At 79.0% G+C, this 17162-nt stretch carries 15 protein-coding genes and 1 pseudogene; 5 read left to right on the top strand and 11 right to left on the bottom strand.

Annotated features, from left to right (window positions below; all coding sequences use genetic code 11):
- The coding region (acsA, locus tag LO771_RS27160) for an acetate--CoA ligase (protein ID WP_230747382.1) at positions 1-1892 on the bottom strand (1892 nt) is incomplete at its 3' end.
- Positions 1893-2143: 251 nt separating this feature from the next.
- On the opposite strand from acsA, the gene LO771_RS27155 reads away from it, so the two are divergent.
- Positions 2144-2413, top strand: a complete 270-nt coding sequence (locus LO771_RS27155; protein WP_230747380.1) for a dsRBD fold-containing protein — start codon at positions 2144-2146, stop codon at positions 2411-2413.
- Between the two features lie 17 nt (positions 2414-2430).
- The gene (locus tag LO771_RS27150) at positions 2431-3141 is read left to right on the top strand and encodes a pyridoxamine 5'-phosphate oxidase family protein (protein WP_308189015.1); all 711 of its coding nucleotides are present in this window, start codon (positions 2431-2433) and stop codon (positions 3139-3141) included.
- A gap of 135 nt (positions 3142-3276) precedes the next feature.
- On the opposite strand, the gene LO771_RS27145 is transcribed toward LO771_RS27150, so the two are convergent.
- Both LO771_RS27145 and LO771_RS27140 read right to left on the bottom strand, forming a co-directional pair.
- Complete coding sequence (locus LO771_RS27145; protein ID WP_374228260.1) at positions 3277-3507, bottom strand: DUF1918 domain-containing protein; 231 nt, start codon at positions 3505-3507, stop codon at positions 3277-3279.
- Positions 3508-3644: 137 nt separating this feature from the next.
- Positions 3645-5135 carry an AAA family ATPase gene (locus LO771_RS27140; RefSeq protein ID WP_230747389.1) on the bottom strand — a complete coding sequence of 497 codons (1491 nt, stop codon included), beginning with the start codon at positions 5133-5135 and terminating at the stop codon, positions 3645-3647.
- 502 nt (positions 5136-5637) lie between these two features.
- On the opposite strand from LO771_RS27140, the gene LO771_RS27135 reads away from it, so the two are divergent.
- Complete coding sequence (locus LO771_RS27135; RefSeq protein ID WP_230747378.1) at positions 5638-6750, top strand: hypothetical protein; 1113 nt, start codon at positions 5638-5640, stop codon at positions 6748-6750.
- Between the two features lie 88 nt (positions 6751-6838).
- On the opposite strand, the gene LO771_RS27130 is transcribed toward LO771_RS27135, so the two are convergent.
- Positions 6839-7729: a universal stress protein gene (locus LO771_RS27130; RefSeq protein WP_230747376.1), complete on the bottom strand. Its 891-nt coding sequence runs from the start codon at positions 7727-7729 to the stop codon at positions 6839-6841.
- A gap of 215 nt (positions 7730-7944) precedes the next feature.
- On the opposite strand from LO771_RS27130, the gene LO771_RS27125 reads away from it, so the two are divergent.
- Positions 7945-8901 carry a ferritin family protein gene (locus LO771_RS27125; RefSeq protein ID WP_230747375.1) on the top strand — a complete coding sequence of 319 codons (957 nt, stop codon included), beginning with the start codon at positions 7945-7947 and terminating at the stop codon, positions 8899-8901.
- A 75-nt stretch (positions 8902-8976) separates the two neighbouring features.
- Here the strand turns inward: LO771_RS27125 and LO771_RS27120 are convergent, their stop codons facing one another.
- The 6 genes and pseudogenes from LO771_RS27120 to LO771_RS31755 form a co-directional block, all read right to left on the bottom strand.
- Positions 8977-10350, bottom strand: a complete 1374-nt coding sequence (locus LO771_RS27120; protein WP_230747374.1) for a Ni/Fe hydrogenase subunit alpha — start codon at positions 10348-10350, stop codon at positions 8977-8979.
- A 176-nt stretch (positions 10351-10526) separates the two neighbouring features.
- Positions 10527-11276: pseudogene (locus LO771_RS27115) on the bottom strand (oxidoreductase); the annotation flags it as partial.
- A gap of 5 nt (positions 11277-11281) precedes the next feature.
- The gene (locus tag LO771_RS27110) at positions 11282-12148 is read right to left on the bottom strand and encodes an FAD/NAD(P)-binding protein (protein ID WP_230747370.1); all 867 of its coding nucleotides are present in this window, start codon (positions 12146-12148) and stop codon (positions 11282-11284) included.
- Complete coding sequence (locus LO771_RS27105) at positions 12145-12606, bottom strand: cyclic nucleotide-binding domain-containing protein (RefSeq protein ID WP_230747368.1); 462 nt, start codon at positions 12604-12606, stop codon at positions 12145-12147. The genes LO771_RS27110 and LO771_RS27105 overlap by 4 nt, the downstream gene beginning before the upstream one ends.
- Positions 12603-13850, bottom strand: coding sequence for a 4Fe-4S dicluster domain-containing protein (locus LO771_RS27100; RefSeq protein WP_230747366.1), 1248 nt, complete (start codon positions 13848-13850; stop codon positions 12603-12605). The genes LO771_RS27105 and LO771_RS27100 overlap by 4 nt, the downstream gene beginning before the upstream one ends.
- 190 nt (positions 13851-14040) lie before the next feature.
- Positions 14041-14745 carry a hydrogenase maturation protease gene (locus tag LO771_RS31755; protein ID WP_374228259.1) on the bottom strand — a complete coding sequence of 235 codons (705 nt, stop codon included), beginning with the start codon at positions 14743-14745 and terminating at the stop codon, positions 14041-14043.
- Positions 14746-14973: 228 nt separating this feature from the next.
- On the opposite strand from LO771_RS31755, the gene LO771_RS27085 reads away from it, so the two are divergent.
- Positions 14974-16779 (top strand): hypothetical protein, encoded by a 1806-nt coding sequence (locus LO771_RS27085; protein ID WP_230747364.1) that lies wholly within the window; start codon positions 14974-14976, stop codon positions 16777-16779.
- On the opposite strand, the gene LO771_RS27080 is transcribed toward LO771_RS27085, so the two are convergent.
- Positions 16661-17161, bottom strand: coding sequence for a GNAT family N-acetyltransferase (locus LO771_RS27080; RefSeq protein ID WP_230747362.1), 501 nt, complete (start codon positions 17159-17161; stop codon positions 16661-16663). The two genes, LO771_RS27085 and LO771_RS27080, sit on opposite strands and share 119 nt — an antisense overlap.
- Between the last annotated feature and the right edge of the window lies 1 nt (position 17162).

The raw sequence follows: 17162 nt of genomic DNA, 5'->3' as shown, positions 1-17162 counted from the left end.
CCCCGCGCCTCCGGCGCCCCCCGCGCCTCCGGCGCCCCCCGCGCCTCCGGCGCCCCCCGCGCCTCCGGCGCCCCCCGCGCCTCCGGCGCCCCCCGCGCCTCCGGCGCCCCCCGCGCCTCCGGCGCCGCCGGCGTCTCCAGCGCCGAGACGTCCCCCTCCGGCAGCCCCAGCTCGCGGGCGCGCAGCAGCCGCCGCATCACCTTGCCGCTGCGGGTGTGGGGCAGGTCCGCCGCGAAGGCGACCTCCCGGGGCGCGATCGCCGGGCCGAGCCGCCGCCGCGCGAAGGCCGTGATCGAGCGGGCCGTCGCCTCGTCCGGCTCGTGCCCGGGCCGCAGCGAGACGAACGCCTTGACCACCTCGCCCGCCACCGGGTCCGGCCGCCCGACCACCCCGGCCTCGGCCACCGCCGGGTGCTCCATCAGGACGCTCTCCACCTCGAACGGCCCCACCAGGTGCCCCGCCGACTTGATCACGTCGTCGGCCCGGCCCACGAACCAGTACCAGCCGTCGCGGTCCCGCCGCGCCAGGTCCCCGGTGAGGTACCAGCCGTCCGCGAAGCACGCCCGGTACCGCTCCTCGTCGTGGAGGTAGCCGCGGAACATCGACGGCCACCCCGGGCGCAGCGCCAGCTCGCCCACCTCGTCCGGCCCCGCCACCGGCCGCACCCGGCCGTCCTCCACCAGGGCGCGCCCGTCGGGACCGCGCGCCAGCAGCCCCGCCTCCACCCCCGGCAGCGGCCGGCCCATCGACCCGGGCCGCACCTCGTCCGAGGCCAGGTTGGCGATCATGATGCAGCCGGTCTCGGTCTGCCACCAGTTGTCCCGCACCGGCAGGCCCAGCACCTCCTGCCCCCACCGCACCGCCTCCGGGTTGAGCGGCTCGCCGACGCTCGCGACCAGCCGCAGCGCCGACAGGTCGAACGAGCGCGGCAGTTCCGCGGGCCCGCCGCGCGGGCTTGCCCGCATCAGCATCCGCACCGCCGTCGGCGCCGTGTACCAGACGGTGACCCGCTCCCCGGCGAGGATCCCGTACCAGCGGCGGGCGTCGTACTCGCCCGCGTCGACGACCACCGTCACCCCGTGGGTGAGCGGTGCCACCACCCCGTACGAGATGCCGGTGACCCAGCCGGGGTCGGCCGTGCACCAGAACACGTCGTGCGGGTGCAGGTCCAGCGCCGTCGCCGCCGTCGCGTGGTGGGCGACCACCGCCTCGTGCACGTGCAGCGCACCCTTGGGCGTGCCCGTGGTGCCGCTGGTGAAGTGCAGCAGCGCCGTCTCCCCCGGGTCGGTGGGCGGCACGGTGAAGTGCTCCTCCGCCGCGGCCAGCAGCTCCTCCAGGGAGCGCCCGCCCGGCACCGGGTCCCGGTACGGCCCCACCACCAGGACGTGCTCCAGCTCCGGCAGCCCCTCCCGCACCCCGGCGACCTTCCGCCGGTACAGCTCCTCGGTGGTCACCAGCACCCGGGCGCCGCCCAGGCGCAGCCGCTCCGCGACCGGCGCAGGGCCGAACGCGGGGAAGAGGGGGCAGAACACCGACGTGTTCTTCAGCGTCCCCAGCACCGCCGCGTACAGCTCCGGGCACCGCCCCAGCAGCGACGCCACCCGGTCGCCGCGCCCCACGCCCAGGCCGCGCAGCACGTTCGCGAAGCGGCCGGTGCGCGCGGCCAGCTCCGCGTACGACACCGGCTCCGCGGAGCCGTCGGCCGCCACGCAGCGCAGCGCCGTCCGGTCGCCGTGCCCGGCCAGGACGTGCCGGTCCACCGCCTCGTGGGCGATGTTCAGGCCGCGTCCGTGCGGCAGGCCGCTCAGCAGGGACCGCGCCCGCTGCCAGGAGAAGTCGCGGCACGCCTGCCCGTAGTCCGTGACGTTCGGTCGCACGCGCAGTGCCGGCATCACAGCTCCCTCCACCGGGGGCGCTCCGCACCTTCGAGCATCACCCCGTGCACGGTGCACCCGGATGGGCCGAAGGTCCCTGGCAGGCCCCGGGCCCCCGCCGCACAGTGGGAGTGGGCCCGGTGCGGGGGAGTGGGGCCGCACCACCGGGGGAGGAGCCGCAGGGGAGGGAAGGACCAGGAGCCGCGGGGCGGGTCCGGGCAGCCGGCCCCGGACGCGGTGAGCCGCGAGGAGCCGCAAGGAGCGAGGCCATGGCCGCACACACCAAGTCCTGGCAGGTGCGCCTCTACCTCTTCGAGGAGGGCGACGCCACCGCCGCACGGGTCGTGCTCGACACCGGCGACAACGTCCTGGAGGGCCACGGCGAGGCCCGCCGCAGCCCGCGCGACCCGCAGGTGCCCGAGATCGGCGACGAGTTCGCCGTCGGACGCGCCCTGGTCGACCTGGGCCACCGGCTCATCCAGGCCGGCACCGTCGACAGCACGGCGCCCCGCCCGGTCCACCACCTCCACGAGGCCTGACGTCCATGGGAGCATCCGTGCCGGAGCACAGCACGCCCGCCGGAGCGGGCGCCGGCGGCCGGTCCGACAGCACCGAGCTCGGCCGGCGGCTGCGCCGCCGCCGCGAGCAGCTCGGCCTCAGCCGCCAGGAGGTCGCCCACCGGGCCGGGATGTCGCCCGGCTACCTGGAGTACCTGGAGGAGCGGCCCGTCGGGCCCAACCGGGAGGGCATGTTCCGGCTGGCCGGGGCCCTGGACACCACCGCCGCCGAACTCCGCGGCGAGCAGGCCGCGGTACCGCCCGGAGCGGGCTGGGCGGCGCCCGGCACCGAACTGCTGGTCCTGGAGCCGGCGGAGTGCCGCGCCCACCTCGCCGCCCGCGGCGTCGGCAGGGTGGTGCTCACCACGGAGCAGGGGCCCGCCGCGATCCCCGTCAACTACGCGGTCGACGAGGACGCCGTCGTCTTCCGCACCGCACCCGGTACGGAGACGGCGCGGGCCGCGGGCGCCGGCGCGGCGGTCTCCTTCGAGGTCGACCACATCGACGAGACCCTCAGCGAGGGCTGGAGCGTGCTCGTCACCGGGCACGCCGTGCAGGTCACCGACCAGGCGGGGCAGCGCCGCCTCGCGGCGCTCGCCGCCTCACCGCCCTGGGCGGGCGGGGACCGGCCGCTGTGGATCCGGATCGGCATGGAGCGCCTCAGCGGGCGGCGCATCCGCGCCCGGGCCGGCGGGTCCGCCGCCGGCTGAGGGCCGGCCCGCGCCCCGGGCCGCCGGCACCCGCCTGCGCCGCCGGGAACCCGCCGTCCTGCACATGCCCGTCCTGGACATGCCCGTCCTGCGCACGCACGTGCGGCGGCCCGCCGGGGGCGCCGCACGGGCCTGTCAGGCGGGCGTCCCGGTCCGCTCCTCCTGCCCGGCACCGTGCCCGGCGTAGTGGTGGACGTGCGCGTCGGGTCCGGGGAAGACCATCGACACGTGCCCGGTGTCGGACCACCGCACGTCGTACGGCGGGGTGCCGTCGGCGTGGTGCACGCCGACGATCTCGCCGTCGCGGCGGGCGACGCCCGTCGTGGCGCTCTCGACGATCAGCCGGTCCCCGATGCTCGCCTTCATGACCGCTCCTCTCCGACCGGGCGCGTCGCCGCTCCCGTGCCTGTCCCCGTCACGTCGTCCCCCCGCCGTGTCGCCCCCCCCCCCGTCACGTCCTCCCCCGGTCGCGGGACCCCGGCCCCGTGCGTGCCGCCCCCGCGTCAGTCCGGCTCCATGAAGGGGCGCCGGAACGGCGGGGCCTGCCCGGTGCCGTACGGGCGCACCACCGCCACGGCCCGGGAGACCGCCGCGTCCAGGGACCCGCCGGTGTCCACCGCCGAGGCCCGCGGCCACGGGTCGGCCCGCGCCGCCAGCTCCCCCGCCACCGCCGCGTCGGCGTCCGACGCCCCCGCCGGCCGCCCGCCCAGGCGCGCCTCCGCCAGCTCCCGCGGCACCTCGCAGCGCAGCTCCGCCAGGTCCGCGCAGGCCCGCCGGGCGGTCTCCGCGGCCGCCTCCCGCCGCTCGCGGGTCGTCCAGGTGGCGTCGAGCACCACCGACTCTCCCTGCGCCAGCAGCGCGGCGGCCCGCTCCAGCAGGGCGTCGTAGGTGAGCCGGGTCCGCTCCGGGGTGTACAGGCCCTCGCCCCAGGCCGCCGGCGCGGGCCGGTCCGGCGGCAGGCCGGCCAGCTCCTTGCGCAGCCGGTCGCTGCTCAGCAGGGTCAGCCCCAGCCGGTCGGCCAGCGCGCCCGAGAGGGTGGACTTGCCGCTGCCCGGCAGGCCCCCCACCAGCACCAGGGAGACCGCCGACGTGCGCAGGTGGCGCAGCCCGGCCCCGGCCAGCCCGTACGCCTCGGCGGCGCCCCCGGGGTCGCCCTGCCCGGCCCGCACCAGCGCCACCTTGCACCGGACGAACGCCCGGTACGCCACGTAGTGGTGCCACAGCGACGGCGGCGCCGGGTCGCCGGAGTACTCGCCGTACCGCTCCAGGAGGAACGCCGCGGCGGCCGGGGCGCCCAGCCGCTCCAGGTCCATGGCGAGGAACGCGGCGTCGTCGAGGCCGTCGACGTACCGCAGCCGGTCGTCGAACTCCAGGCAGTCCAGGACGCGCGGCCCGTCGTCGAGGCAGAAGACGTCCTGCGCCAGCAGGTCGCCGTGCCCGTCGACGACCCGGCCCTCCCGGATCCGCCGCTCGAACAGGGCGCCGCGCCCGGACAGGTAGCGCCGCACCAGGCGTCCGGCCTCCGCGGCCGTGTCCTTCAGGCTCGGCTCCGGGCCCAGGTCGTCCAGCTGGGCGAGGTTCGCCTCCCAGCGCCCCAGCAGCGCCCCGGCCGTGCCCTCCCGGTCGACGTCCGGTCCGCGCGGGGCGTCCGCGTGGCAGCGCGCCAGCAGCCGGGCGACCCGGCGCAGGTGGTCGTCGACGGGCGCCCCCGTCCGCACCAGGTGCGCCAGCCGCCGGTCCTCGGGCATCCGCCGCATGACCACCAGGGGTTCCGGGGGGCCGCCGCCGGGCGGCGACAGCTCGCCGAGGCCCAGGTACACGTCGGGGGCGAAGCGGCGGTTGAGGGCGACCTCCCGCTCGCAGGCGGCGCGGCGCGCGGCGGGGGTGGTGAAGTCCAGGAATCCCAGGTCGACCGGCTTCTTGACCTTGTAGGCGCGGTCCGCGGCGAAGAAGACCACCGCCGTGTGCGTCTCGTGGGCGGCGGCCCGCCACAGGCCGCCGCCCGGGGCCGGCCGCCCGCCGTCCGCGGGTGCCTGCGGGTCCCGGTCCGCACGCGTGTCCCGACCCGCGTGCCGCTCCGGGACCGCCCGCGCGGCGGGGGCGGCCCGTCCGGGAGGAACCGGCTGCCCGGGTGTCACCGGCACGACCGCCTCCTCTCGCCCGCGGGCCGTCCCCACGGCCCGTACCTCCAGGCTCGACGGCCGCGGCGCACGCCCATAGGGCCGATCGGCCCGCCGCACCCGGGCCCGACCGCCCGCAGTGGTCCGTCCGCAGGGGTCCGCCCGCGGTGCCGGGCGCCCGTCGTCGGGAGCCCGCAGGCCCGCAGGCCCGCAGGCCCACCGGCCGGGCGACGGGGCCGTTCGGCCCGGTGGAGCAGGGCCCCGCCGCGGGTAGCGTGTCAGGAGGTCTGCGGAGCGGACGGGCGCGCCCGGCCGGAGCACGGGGCGCCCGCCCGGGGAGGGCGGCCGTCCCGGTGGTCCGACGAGGAGGCGACCCGTGAAACTGACGTTCCTCAGCCCGCTGTACGCCCGTCAGGGCCCCTTCGCGTGCGCGTACCTGGACACCTCCCGGGACATCGAGGACCCCGAGCGGGCCATCGGCCTGCGGTGGCGCCACCTGCGGGACGACCTCGCCGCGCAGGGCGCCGACATGGCCACCACGGGCGCGCTGGCCCACGTCGTCGGCACCGACCGCGACGTGTCCGGCCGGCACGGCCAGGCCGTCTTCGCCGCGCACGGCCGGCTGGCCCTCACCGAGGAGCTGCCCGAGCCCCCGGCCCGCGACACCGCCCGGTACACGATGCTGCCCGACGCCCTGCCGCTGGCCCTCCAGCACGCCCCCGACATCCCCTACGCGGCGGTCGCCGTGCGCCGCGCGGAACGGGAGGCGGACACCGGGCCGTCGTCCCGGGAGTCCCCGCACGACCTGGACGTCGAGGTGCAGGTCGGACGGTGGCCCGCCACCCGGGCCGCGGGCGGCGGACGCGTCCGGCGCCGCATCCCGGCGGGGGAGTGGCGCCAGGCCGCGGCCCGGCTCGCCGAGGAGCTGACCGGCCTCGCGGACCGCGGCGACGCCGAGGCCCTGGTCGTCGCCGCCGACCCGTGGGTGCGCGGCGTCCTCGTCCGCGAGCTGCCCCGGCGGCTGCGGGACCGCGTCGTGGGCCTCCAGGACGCGGGGGCGGGGTCCGGCCCCGGCCGCGCCCTCCTGGAGGAGGAGCTCGGCTACGTCTTCCGGGGCCGCATGCCCGGGCGGGACAGGGACCGCGTGGACCGGTTCCTGTCCCAGCGGGCCCGCGGCCGCGGCGCCGAGGAGGGGCTCGCCGCCACCGTCGGCGCGCTGCGGGCCGGTCGTGCGGAGTCCCTGCTGGTCAACGACCCGCCGGACCTCCCCGGGACGCTCTGGGTCGGCATGGCGCCCCGGCAGGTCGCCCTCACCGCCGGGGAGCTGCACGAGGCCGGTGTCCAGTCCTGCTGGGAGGAGCCGGCCGGGGCCGCCCTGATCCGCGCCGTGGTCGGCACGGGCGCCGAACTGGTCGTCGTCGACCGCGAGGAGCTGCCGCTGGACGACGGGCTCGGCGTCCTGCTCCGCTACCCGCACCCCGTCGACTGACGGCACGGGACGGGCGGCCCGCGCCCGCGGCCCGCCCGTCCGTCCCTCCGCGCCCACCGGCCGGGCCGCACCCGCCGGACCCGGCCGGTCAGGCCGGCGGCACCACGCAGACCGGGCAGTTCGCGTGGTGCAGCACGCCCTGCGCGACCGACCCCAGCGGCATGCCCTCGTAGCCCCCGGCGCCGCGCGCGCCGACCACCAGCAGCGACGCGCCCCGCGACGCCTCCAGCAGGGCCCGCACCGGGTGGCCGCGCACCGCGCCGCCGTCGACCTCCACGTCCGGGTACCGGCCCCGGTTGCCCGCCAGCGCCTCCGACAGCAGCATCCCGTGCTCCGCCTCCTCCCCCTGCGCACCCCGCTCCCGGTCCGCCGCCCCCTCCGCGAGCCCGCGCAGCGACTCCCGCCACGCGTGCACGGCCGCCAGCGGCACGCCCCGCAGCGACGCCTCCCCGAAGGCGAGCGCCACGGCGGCCTGCGAGCAGGCCGAGCCGTCCACGCCGACCACCACCGGCCCGCCGGGGACGTTCTCGGGCCGGGGCGCGGGCACCACCACGACCGGGCAGACGGCCTGCGCCGCGAGCGCCGTACCGGTGGATCCCACCAGCAGCTCCCCGAACGCCCCGAAGCCGCGGGTACCGACGACGAGCAGCGCGGCGCGGCGGCCCTCCGCCAGCAGAGCGTCGACGGGCGGCCCGTCGACGACCTCGCCCGTGACCGGCAGCGTCCGGGCCCGGCCGACCGCGCAGGACAGCTCGCGGGCCATCGCGCCGCGGGCGACCTCCCGCAGGTGGTCCTCGCCCAGGCCGGTGGCCGCGTCGTAGAAGGGCAGCAGGGGCGGCGGGTACTCGAAGGCGTGGACCAGGCGCACCGGCAGCCCGTGCCGGGCGGCCTCCTCCAGCGCCCATGACACGGCGTGCCCGCTCTCGTCCGTCCCGTCGACCCCGACCACCACGGGGTTCCGCAGGTCCTCCTGGGCCACGGGTGCCTCCTCCGCCGCATGCTGAACCGACACCGCCCAGCATGGCCGCGGCCTCCCGCCCCCACCACCGGGACCGGGCCGTGCGGTGACTTTCCGTACGTGGAAGAACACGCTCCGCTCACCCAGACGGCGCACTTCCGGGCGCTCCGCCCGGCCGCCCCTGCTCTGATGGGCTGCGGGCGCCGTCCGACGGCGCCAGGCAAAGGAGCCACGTCATGAACCACCGGATACAGGCCCTGCTCGCCGCCGCCTGTACGCTGGCCGCCGGCGCGTCCGTCTGCACCGCAGCCTCCGCCGCCCCGCCGAGCGCGAGCCGCCCCCGGGCCGCCGCCGCCCTCCACCCGGGCACCCGCGTCGACCTGACGGCCTCCCTGCGCGGCGAGGCGTTCGCCAACGCCTCCTACACCTTCTTCGCCGCCCAGGCCGACCGGCAGCGCCTCGCCTCGGTCGGCCGCCTGTACCGCAGCACCGCCGCCGTCGAGCTCGGCGAGCACTTCCGCGAGGGGGCGGCGCTCGCCGGCCTGGTCGGGAGCAACGCCGCGAACCTGCGCGCCGCGATCAAGGGCGAGACCTACGAGTCGACCGTCATGTACCCGGGCTTCGCCCGCGCCGCCCGCCGCGCGGGCGACCTGAAGGCCGCCGAGCTCTTCACGGAGATCGCCCGCGACGAGGCCGCCCACTGCAAGCGGTTCAAGGCCGCGCTCGCCGTCGTCCTCACCGGCAAGGGCCGCATCCCCGCCCCGCCGAAGCTCGACCCCGTGGCGGTGCCCGCCGGCATGCCCAAGGTCCGCGCCGCCCGCACGAAGGCCGACCTGGACACCGCCATGCACGGCGAGGCCCGCGCCAACGCCCTCTACCTGCAGTACGCCGCCCGCGCCCTGCGCAGCGGCAACCCGGCCCTGGCGCGGCTCTTCTCCGGCTCGGCCGCCGTCGAGCTGCGCGAGCACTTCGCCGGTGAGGCCGTCCTGGCCGGGCTCGTCCGCAGCACCCGCGTCAACCTGGGGCGGACCGTCGTGAACGAGCGCTACGAGGCGGACACGATGTACCCGCGCTTCGCGAAGCGGGCCCGCGCCGCCGGCGACCTCGCCGTCGCCCGGTTCTTCGCCGACACCGCGAAGGACGAGGCGCGCCACGCCGCCGCCTTCCAGAAGGCGCTGAAGAACCTGCGCTGAGCCCCCCCCCGCACGCGCACCGCGGCCGCCCTGGTCCCACCCGACCGGGCGGCCGCGGCACGTGCGGCCCGCCGCTCAGCGGCGGTCCACGGCCAGGTCCAGGAAGTGGGCGGAGCAGGAGATGCACGGGTCGTGGTTGCGCACGGCCCGCTCGCACCACGCCGTCAGCTCGGCGTCGTCCGCCCCCTCCGGCCCGGCGGCGTCCAGCCGGGACTGCGCCACCCGGCGCAGGTGCTCCTCGATGGCGCCCTGGTTCTGGGCGGTGGGCGGCACCAGCGACGCCTCGGCGACGGTCCCGTCCGCGTCCAGGGTGTAGCGGTGGTAGAGCAGGCCGCGCGGCGCCTCGGTCGCGCCGTGGCCGGTCCCGGCCCGCGGCGGCACCTCGACGTACGGGCGCGGCGGCGGCTCGTACGCGTCGATGATCCGCAGCGCCTCCTCCACCGCGTACAGCACCTCCACGGACCGCACCAGGATGCTGCGGAAGGGGTTGCGGCACACGGCCCCCTCGCGCGGGTCGCCGAGCCCCGCCTCCCGCGCGGCCTCCAGCGCCAGCGGCGACAGCAGCGCCCCGCTGACGGCGTACCGGGCCAGCGACCCGGTGAGGTGCCGCCGCCCGTCGAGCCGCGACTGCAGCGCGGTCGAGTACGGCACCTGCTCCTCCGCCACGTGCGCTGCGAACTCCCGCACCGGGAACGTCCGCACGTCCGCCCGGCCGCCCCCGGCCCCGCCCCCGCCGGCCCCCGTCCCGGGCACCACCGTGGGCACGCCGCCCGCGATCGCGTACCGGCCGGGCTCGGCCAGGGCGAGGAGGTCCTCGTCGGCGTGCGCGTCGGGGAAGTCGAACCCCGCCACCCACCGCAGCGCCCCCCACGCATCGTCCAGGGCCCGCCGCAGCCGCTCGCGGACGGGCGCCAGCTCACGGGGGTGCGGCGTGCGGTGGAAGCCGCCCAGCCGCACGTTGACGGGGTGGATCGCCCGGCCGCCCAGCACCTCCACCAGGGCGTTCCCGGCCTGCTTGAGCCGCAGGCCCCGCTCGACCTCGGCCCGGTGGGTGCGGGCCAGTTCGACGGCGCCCGCCCGGCCGAGGAAGTCGGGGGCGTGCAGCAGGTGGACGTGGAGCGTCTGGCTCTCGATCCACTCCCCGCAGTAGAGCAGCCGCCGCAGCTCCGCCAGGGAGCCGTCGACGGTGACCCCGCAGGCGTCCTCGACGGCGGCGCACGCGCTCAGCTGGTACGCCACCGGGCAGATGCCGCAGACGCGGGCGGTGATGTCGGGCGGCTCGGTGTGGCCGCGGCCGCGCAGGAACGCCTCGAAGAACCGCGGCGGCTCGTAGATCCGCAGCCGGGCGGCGGTGACGGCGCCGCCGTCCACCGCCAGGTGCAGGGCGCCCTCGCCCTCGACCCGGGCCAGGGAGCCGACGTGCAGGACGCGGGAGCCGCGGTGGGTCACGGGGTGCTCCGTCCGTCGCGGGGCCCGTCCTCGCCGGGGCCCTCCGTACCGTTCTCGTCGCCGTTCCCGGCGGGCGCCCCCGCCTCCGCCGGACCGCCGGCCGACGCCCCGGCCTCCGCCGACGCCTCGGCCTCCGCCGACGCCTCGACCTCCGCCGACGCCTCGGCGAAGGCCGGCGCGGCCGCGTTGAAGGTCCGCAGCAGCCGCACCACGTCCCGCCGGTCCGCCCCGTCGCTGCGCAGCAGCGGCACCAGCGCCCGCAGGTTCGGCGAGTCCGACGGGCCGAAGCAGCCGTAGCAGCCGCGCCCGTACGCGGGGCACAGCGCCCCGCAGCCCGCATGGGTGACCGGCCCCAGGCAGGGCGTGCCGTGGGCGACGGTGACGCAGGTCGTGCCCCGCCGCTTGCACTCGAAGCAGACGCTGTGGGCCGGGATGCCCGGCTTCCGGCCCGCCAGGTGCGCCGTGAGGACCTCCAGCAGCTGCCCGCGGTCGATCGGGCAGCCCTGCAGCTCGAAGTCGACCGGCACGTGCGCCGAGACCGGCGTGGAGGTCGCCAGGGTCGCCACGTACTCCGGCCGGGCGTACACGGCGGCGCGGAACTCCTCCACGTCCGCGAAGTTGCGCAGCGCCTGGATGCCGCCCGCCGTGGCGCAGGCGCCGATCGTGACCAGGCGCCGGGAGACCGCCCGGATGTGCCGGACCCGCTCCGCGTCCTCCGCCGTCGTCACCGACCCCTCGACCAGCGACAGGTCGTACGGGCCCGGCCCGGGTGCGCTGGACGCCTCCAGGAAGTGCGCGATCTCCACCCGACCGGCCAGCGCCAGCAGCTCGTCCTCGCAGTCGAGCAGGGTGAGCTGGCACCCGTCGCACGAGGCGAGCTTCCACACCGCGAGCCGCGGCCGGTGCTCCTGCTCCCGTCCCTCCACGGCGCTCAGAGCTCCCGCACGCCGAGCAGCGGCCCGGCGCGGTCCCAGCCGAGGACCGGTCCGTCCCGGCAGAGCAGCACCGGACCCAGCTGGCAGTGCCCGCAGTGGCCCGTGCCGCAGTGCATGGTGCGCTCCAGGGAGACCCGGATGCGGTGCGCGGGCACCCCCCGGTGGACCAGCTCCCGCGCGGTCGCCCGCATCATCACCTCCGGCCCGCAGACGAACGCCGCCGTGTCCGGCGGGTGGAACCGGGCGCGCCCCAGCAGCGCCACCACCGTGCCGACGTCGCCGTCCCAGCCCGGCCCCGGCCGGTCCACGGCGGCGCCCACCAGCAGGCCCTCGGCGGCCGACCACGCCCGGACCTGCTCCCGGTACAGCAGGTCGGCGGGCGTGCGGGCGCCGAGCAGGACGCTGCGCCGCCCGTACCGCTCCGGCCGGGCCAGCAGCTCCCGCACCAGCGGGCGCAGCGGCGCCAGCCCGAGGCCGCCCGCCACCACCAGCACGTCGCCGCCCTCCGCCGCCGCCGGCTCCCAGCCCGTCCCGTACGGGCCCCGCACGCCGACCCCGTCGCCGGGCCGCAGACCGTGCAGGCCCGCCGACACCGCGCCGACCGCCCGCACCGTGTGCAGCAGCCGCTCGCCGCGCCGTCCGCCGCTCCCCCCGCGCTCCACGCCGCTCACCGACACCGGGACCTCGCCGCGGCCGAAGGCGTACACCATCGCGAACTGCCCCGGCCGGAACGGCTCCAGGCCCTCCCCGGCCGGCTCCAGGGCCAGCGTCACCGTGTCCGCCGTCTCCTCGTCGCGGCGCACCACCCGGTAGGGGAGCGGGACGGCGGCGGAGCCGCGGACGGCCGCGGCGGGCGCCGTCACGGCGCGCCCCCGCCGGGCCGCGGCCCGTACAGGTCCAACAGCCGCATCCGGGTGGCCTTGAGCCGGTGCGCCACCACGCCGCCCACGGCGCGGGCCAGGGCGTAGCCGAGCACCGGGTCCTCGTCGCACACCACCCGCACCGCCGCCGCGTCGAACTCCCGGACCCGCAGCGGCCCGTCGGCCACCGCGCCCAGGTGCCACACGTACGGCGGGAAGAACCAGGACCAGCCCAGCAGGTCGCCCGGCCCCAGCGTCTCCACCACCGGCCGCGGCCCGCCCGGAACGGAGACGTCGAGCGCGGCCCGGCCCTCCAGGACGACCCAGAACCGGTCGGCGGGCTCCCCCTCCTCGAAGATCCGGGCCCCGGCCGGGAACGCCGCCTCCCGGGCCAGTGCGGCCAGCCGCTCCCGCTGACCCGCCGTCAGCGCGGCCAGGGCGCCGCCCGCGGGCGTGCTCACGGCCCGGTCCCCGGCGCCGCGCCCGGTCCGCCCGCGCCGACCCCGCCCGCACCGACCTCTGCCGCGCCGTCCTCTGCCGCGCCGCACCCGCACCCGCCGGCGCCGCACCCGCCCCGTGCCTCGGCGTGCAGGGCGTGGACCTCCTCGGTGATGTCGATCCCGACCGGGCACCACACGATGCAGCGGCCGCACCCCACGCACCCCGAGCTGCCGAACTGGTCGTGCCAGGTGCCCAGTTTGTGCGTGAGCCACTGCCGGTACCGGCTGCGCCCCGAGGAGCGCACCGGGCCGCCCGCCAGGTGCGAGAACTCCAGGTCGAAGCAGGAGTCCCAGACCCGCCACCGCTCGGCGTGGTCCCCCGTCAGGTCGGTGACGTCCTCGGGTGCGGTGCAGAAGCAGGTCGGGCAGACCATGGTGCAGTTGCCGCAGGTCAGGCAGCGCGCCGCCACGTCGTCCCAGCGGTCGGCCTCCAGGGTACCGCGCAGCAGCGCCCGCAGGTCCACCGGCGGCATCGACCGGCCCATCCGGTCCGCCGCCCCGGCGACCGCCGTGCGGGCCGCCTGCGCGGTGGCGCCGCCGTCGGCCGGGAGGCGGGGGAGCGCGGCCAGGATCTCCGCGCCCTCGTCCGTGCCCGGCCGCGCCAGGAAGCGGTGGCCGTCCGCGTCGACCACCTCGGTCAGCGCCAGGTCGTACCCGGGTCCGGCGCCCGGCCCCGAGCCCATCGAGGCGCAGAAGCAGGTCGCCCCCGGCTCGGTGCACTCCACCGCCACCAGGAAGGCGCCCGCGCGGCGGCCCCGGTAGTCCGGGTCGGCGTACCGGCCGCCGGTCAGCACCCGGTCCTGCACGGCGATCGCCCGCAGGTCGCAGGGCCGCACGCCGAGGAAGGCGTACGACACCGCGGGCTCCGGCTCCGCGGCCACCGCCAGGGCGCCGTCCGGGCCGCGGTCGGCGCTCCAGCGCCGCACCCGCTGCGGGTACAGGAAGGTCTTCCACGACTGCGGCCCGGCGCTGTGCGCGAACGCCGCGCCGTCCGCGCGCCGCCGCAGCCGGTACCGCCCGGCCTCCAGCTCCACCCCCCACCCGTACGGCAGCTCGTCGGCGGACTCCAGCTCGGCGAGGACCACGGCGCCGTCGCGCACCGTGGGGCCGACGACGGTCCGGCCGCGCTCCCGCAGCAGCCGGACCAGCGCCGCCAGGCCCCCGGTGCCGATGACCGCGCCGTCGGCGCCGTCGGTGGCCGCCATCGCCGCCCCTTCCGGTTCATCCGGTTCTGTACCGGTGTGCTCCCCTCCATCATCCGCCCCGGCCGCCGACCGGGCCCCCGGGAAGGGCCGAAAGGCGGTTCCGCGCCGCGTGCCCGCCCCGCGGGTACCCCGCCCGCCGCGTCCCCGCCCGGTGCCGTCCGCGCCCCGTCCCCGTCCGGCCGCCGGGCCCTCACCCGCCGCCGGTCCGGGCGAGGTACCCGGCCACCTCCGCCGCGATCCGGTCCGCCAGCGGACCCACCGCCTCCGCCACCGGCTCGGACAGCCCGGTGCCGCACGAGGTGTCCCGGCCCTCCACGGCGTACACGACCAGCCGCTCCGGCAACCGGTCCAGGGCGCGGGCCAGCTCGACCGCCTCGCCCAGCCCCAGGCCGTGCGAGCTCGCCTGCCCGGACCGGCCCGCCGGGGCGGCGGCGCCCGTCCCGCCGGCCCCCGTCCCGTCCGCACCCGCCCCGCCGATCCCCGCCCCCCCGGCCCCTGGCTCGTCCGCACCCGCCCCGCCGGCCGTCCCGGGCCGGTCCCGCAGGTCCGCGCGGACATCCCTGCCCGCACCCGCCCCCGCGCCCGCGCCCTGACCCCGGCCCGCGCTCCCGCTCCCGTCAGCCCCGCCCGCCGTCTCCAGCCGGTGCACCCGCCCCGGACGTCCCGGATGCGCGTGGGCCGCGTCCACCACCACCGCCAGGCCCGCGCCCTCCCAGAGCGCGATCAACCGGCCCGGATCCCCGTCGGACAGCTCCAGCGCCGCCCCCTCGCCCAGCCGGCCGTCCAGCCTGCGCACCACCGCACACCCGACGCCGTCGTCGCGGCGGAACTCACTGCCGACGCCGATCACCACCACCTCGGCCCGGCCGCCCATCGGTTCCACCACCTGCTCCACACCGCCTCCTCCACCGCATGGCCCCCGCCCGGGACCCCCGTCCCCGGCCTCGTCCTCGTCCTCGTCCTCGTCCCCGAGCCTGGACCGGACCGCCGCTCCGCGCCTTCCGGCGGCCGCCCGCCGCTGCTCCGACCGGCCCACAGGCCGTGCTCCGCCCGGTCGCCCGCCCCCGGTGCGGGTGTTAGGAAGACACCGCCCCCTTCCCCCGCGCGCCCCCGAGGTCCAGCCGTGCAGCCGACGCCCCAGAGCCCGACGCCGCAGACCCCTGCGCCGCGCACCCGGGCGCCCCGGACCCGCCGTCGGACCCCGCCGCCGGGAGGAGAGCGGGACCGGACCCAGCCGTCCCCGGCCGCCCGCGCCCGGTCCCTGCTGCCGCTCGCCGCGGTCGCCGCCGCCTTCACCGCCGCCCAGCTGCTGCTCGTCGTCCCGGGCACCGGCCTCGGCTGGGACGAGACGGTCTACGTCAGCCAGGTCGACCCGCGCGTGCCCGCCGCCTTCTTCAGCGCCCCGCGCGCCCGCGGCATCAGCTGGCTCGCCGCCCCCGCCGTCGCGCTGAGCCCGTCCACCACCGTCCTGCGGGTCTTCCTCGCCGTCCTCTCCGGCTGCGCCCTGGCGGCGGCCCTCGCGGTGTGGCGGCGGCTGCTGCCGGTCCGCACCCTGGCCCTGGCCGGACTGCTCCTCGCCGGACTGTGGACCACCCTCTTCTACGGCCCGGCGGCCATGCCGAACCTGTGGAGCGCCCTCGCGGCCCTGGCCGCCGTCGGCTTCCACCTGCGCGCCGTGCGCGGTCCCGCCGACCGCGCCGCGCTGCCCGGCCTGGCCGCCGCCACGGCCGCCGTCGCCCTGATGCGGCCGCCGGACGCCGCCTGGCTCGCGCTGCCGCTCGCCGCCTCGGTCCTGCTGGTCCGCCGCTGGCGCCGTCCGGCCGTCCTCGCCGCGCTCGCCGCGGGCCTCGCGGCGGGCGCCGCGCCCTGGGTGGCCGAGGCCGAGCTCCGGTACGGCGGCGTCCTCGCCCGACTGCACCGCGCGGGCGCGATCGAGGGCGGCCTGGGCCCCCACCTCGCCGTCGACGACCAGCTGCGCGCCCTGGCCGGACGCACGCTCTGCCGCCCCTGCACCGGCCCCTGGCGGCACCGGGCCACCGGCGCCTGGTGGTTCGCCCTGCCGCTCCTCGCCGCCGGCGGCCTGGCGGCGGCGGGCGCCGCGGGCCGCCGCGCGGAGGCGGTCCTGACCACGGCCGCGGCGGGCTGCCTGGCGGCGCCGTACCTCTTCGGCGTCGACTACGCCGCGCCCCGCTTCCTGCTCCCCGCCTACGCGCTGCTGGCACTCCCCGTCGCCCAGGGCCTGCTGTGGCTGCCCGGCCGGGTGCGCCCGGCCCTGCGCCCTGCCGCGGCGGCGGTGCTCGTCCTGGCCCTGGCCGGCCACCTGGCGGTGCAGCAGGCGGTCCTCCGCAGCGTCGTCGCGGGTGCCAGGACCTCCAGCGGCGACTACGCCCGCCTGGCCGCGGCCCTGCACCGCCTGGGCGTCCGCCCGCCGTGCCTCCTGACGGGCGACCACGCCCCGCCGGCCGCCTACTACGCCGGATGCGCCTCCCGGCAGACCGGCGGCCACGACGCCTCGGCCACGCCCGCCGCCGTCCTGGCCACCGTGCGCCGCCTCCCCGTGGCCCTCCTCGCGGCCCCCGGCGGCGTGCCGCCCTCCTACGCCCGCGGCTGGCGGGCCGTCCCGGTGCCGGACCTGCGCAACCTGCACGGTCTCCGGGTCCTCCTGCCGCCCGGCTTCCGGGGACGCCCGCCCGGACCGGTCCGCGCCCTCCCGGCCGCCGGGGACCGGGCTGTTGCGGACCGGGCCGCCGCGTCCGGCACCCGCGCCGGCCCGCCGCCCCGCGCCGCAGGCCGGACGGGGCCCGGGCGGGTCAGGCGTCCGGCGCCGCCGGCAGCCGCAGCCGCATCGCGGGGTCGGGCGTGCGGACGAAGCCCAGCGAGCGGTAGAGCGGCTCGCCCTGCTGCGAGGCGCGCAGGTCGACCGTCCTGACCCCCTGGGCGCGGTACCAGCCGAGCAGCGCCGTCATGCAGCGCCGGGAGTGGCCCCGCCGCCGCTGGCCGGGATCGGTCGCCACGTTGAAGACGTACCCGGTCCGCCCGCCGGGGTTGCCCGGGCCGCCGAGCCGGTACTCGACGGTGCCGACCACGCAGGCGGCCAGCGCGCCCGGCCGGTCCGGCCGGTCCGCGACGAAGGCGACCAGTGCCGGGTCCGCCGCCGACAGCCGGGCCCGGAGGATCTCGACGGAGGCCTCCTGCCACCCGTCGCCCACCGTCCCCGCGACCTCGGCCAGCATCACCTCGCGGAGCCTCACCAGCTCCTCGGCGTCCGCCGCCGTCGCCCTGCGCGCCCCGTCCGTCCGCTGCTGCTCCATG

This window comes from Streptacidiphilus sp. ASG 303, from assembly GCF_020991365.1.
Taxonomy (GTDB): domain Bacteria; phylum Actinomycetota; class Actinomycetes; order Streptomycetales; family Streptomycetaceae; genus Peterkaempfera.
This window is presented reverse-complemented; position numbering and strand designations above follow the sequence as displayed.

Coding starts and splice junctions, on each gene's coding strand:
- LO771_RS27125 (WP_230747375.1), top strand. CDS start 7,945: ATGAACCACCGGATACAGGCCCTGCTCGCCGCCGCCTGTACGCTGGCC.
- LO771_RS27155 (WP_230747380.1), top strand. CDS start 2,144: ATGGCCGCACACACCAAGTCCTGGCAGGTGCGCCTCTACCTCTTCGAG.
- LO771_RS27100 (WP_230747366.1), bottom strand. CDS start 13,850: ATGGCGGCCACCGACGGCGCCGACGGCGCGGTCATCGGCACCGGGGGC.
- LO771_RS27080 (WP_230747362.1), bottom strand. CDS start 17,161: ATGGAGCAGCAGCGGACGGACGGGGCGCGCAGGGCGACGGCGGCGGAC.
- LO771_RS27145 (WP_374228260.1), bottom strand. CDS start 3,507: ATGAAGGCGAGCATCGGGGACCGGCTGATCGTCGAGAGCGCCACGACG.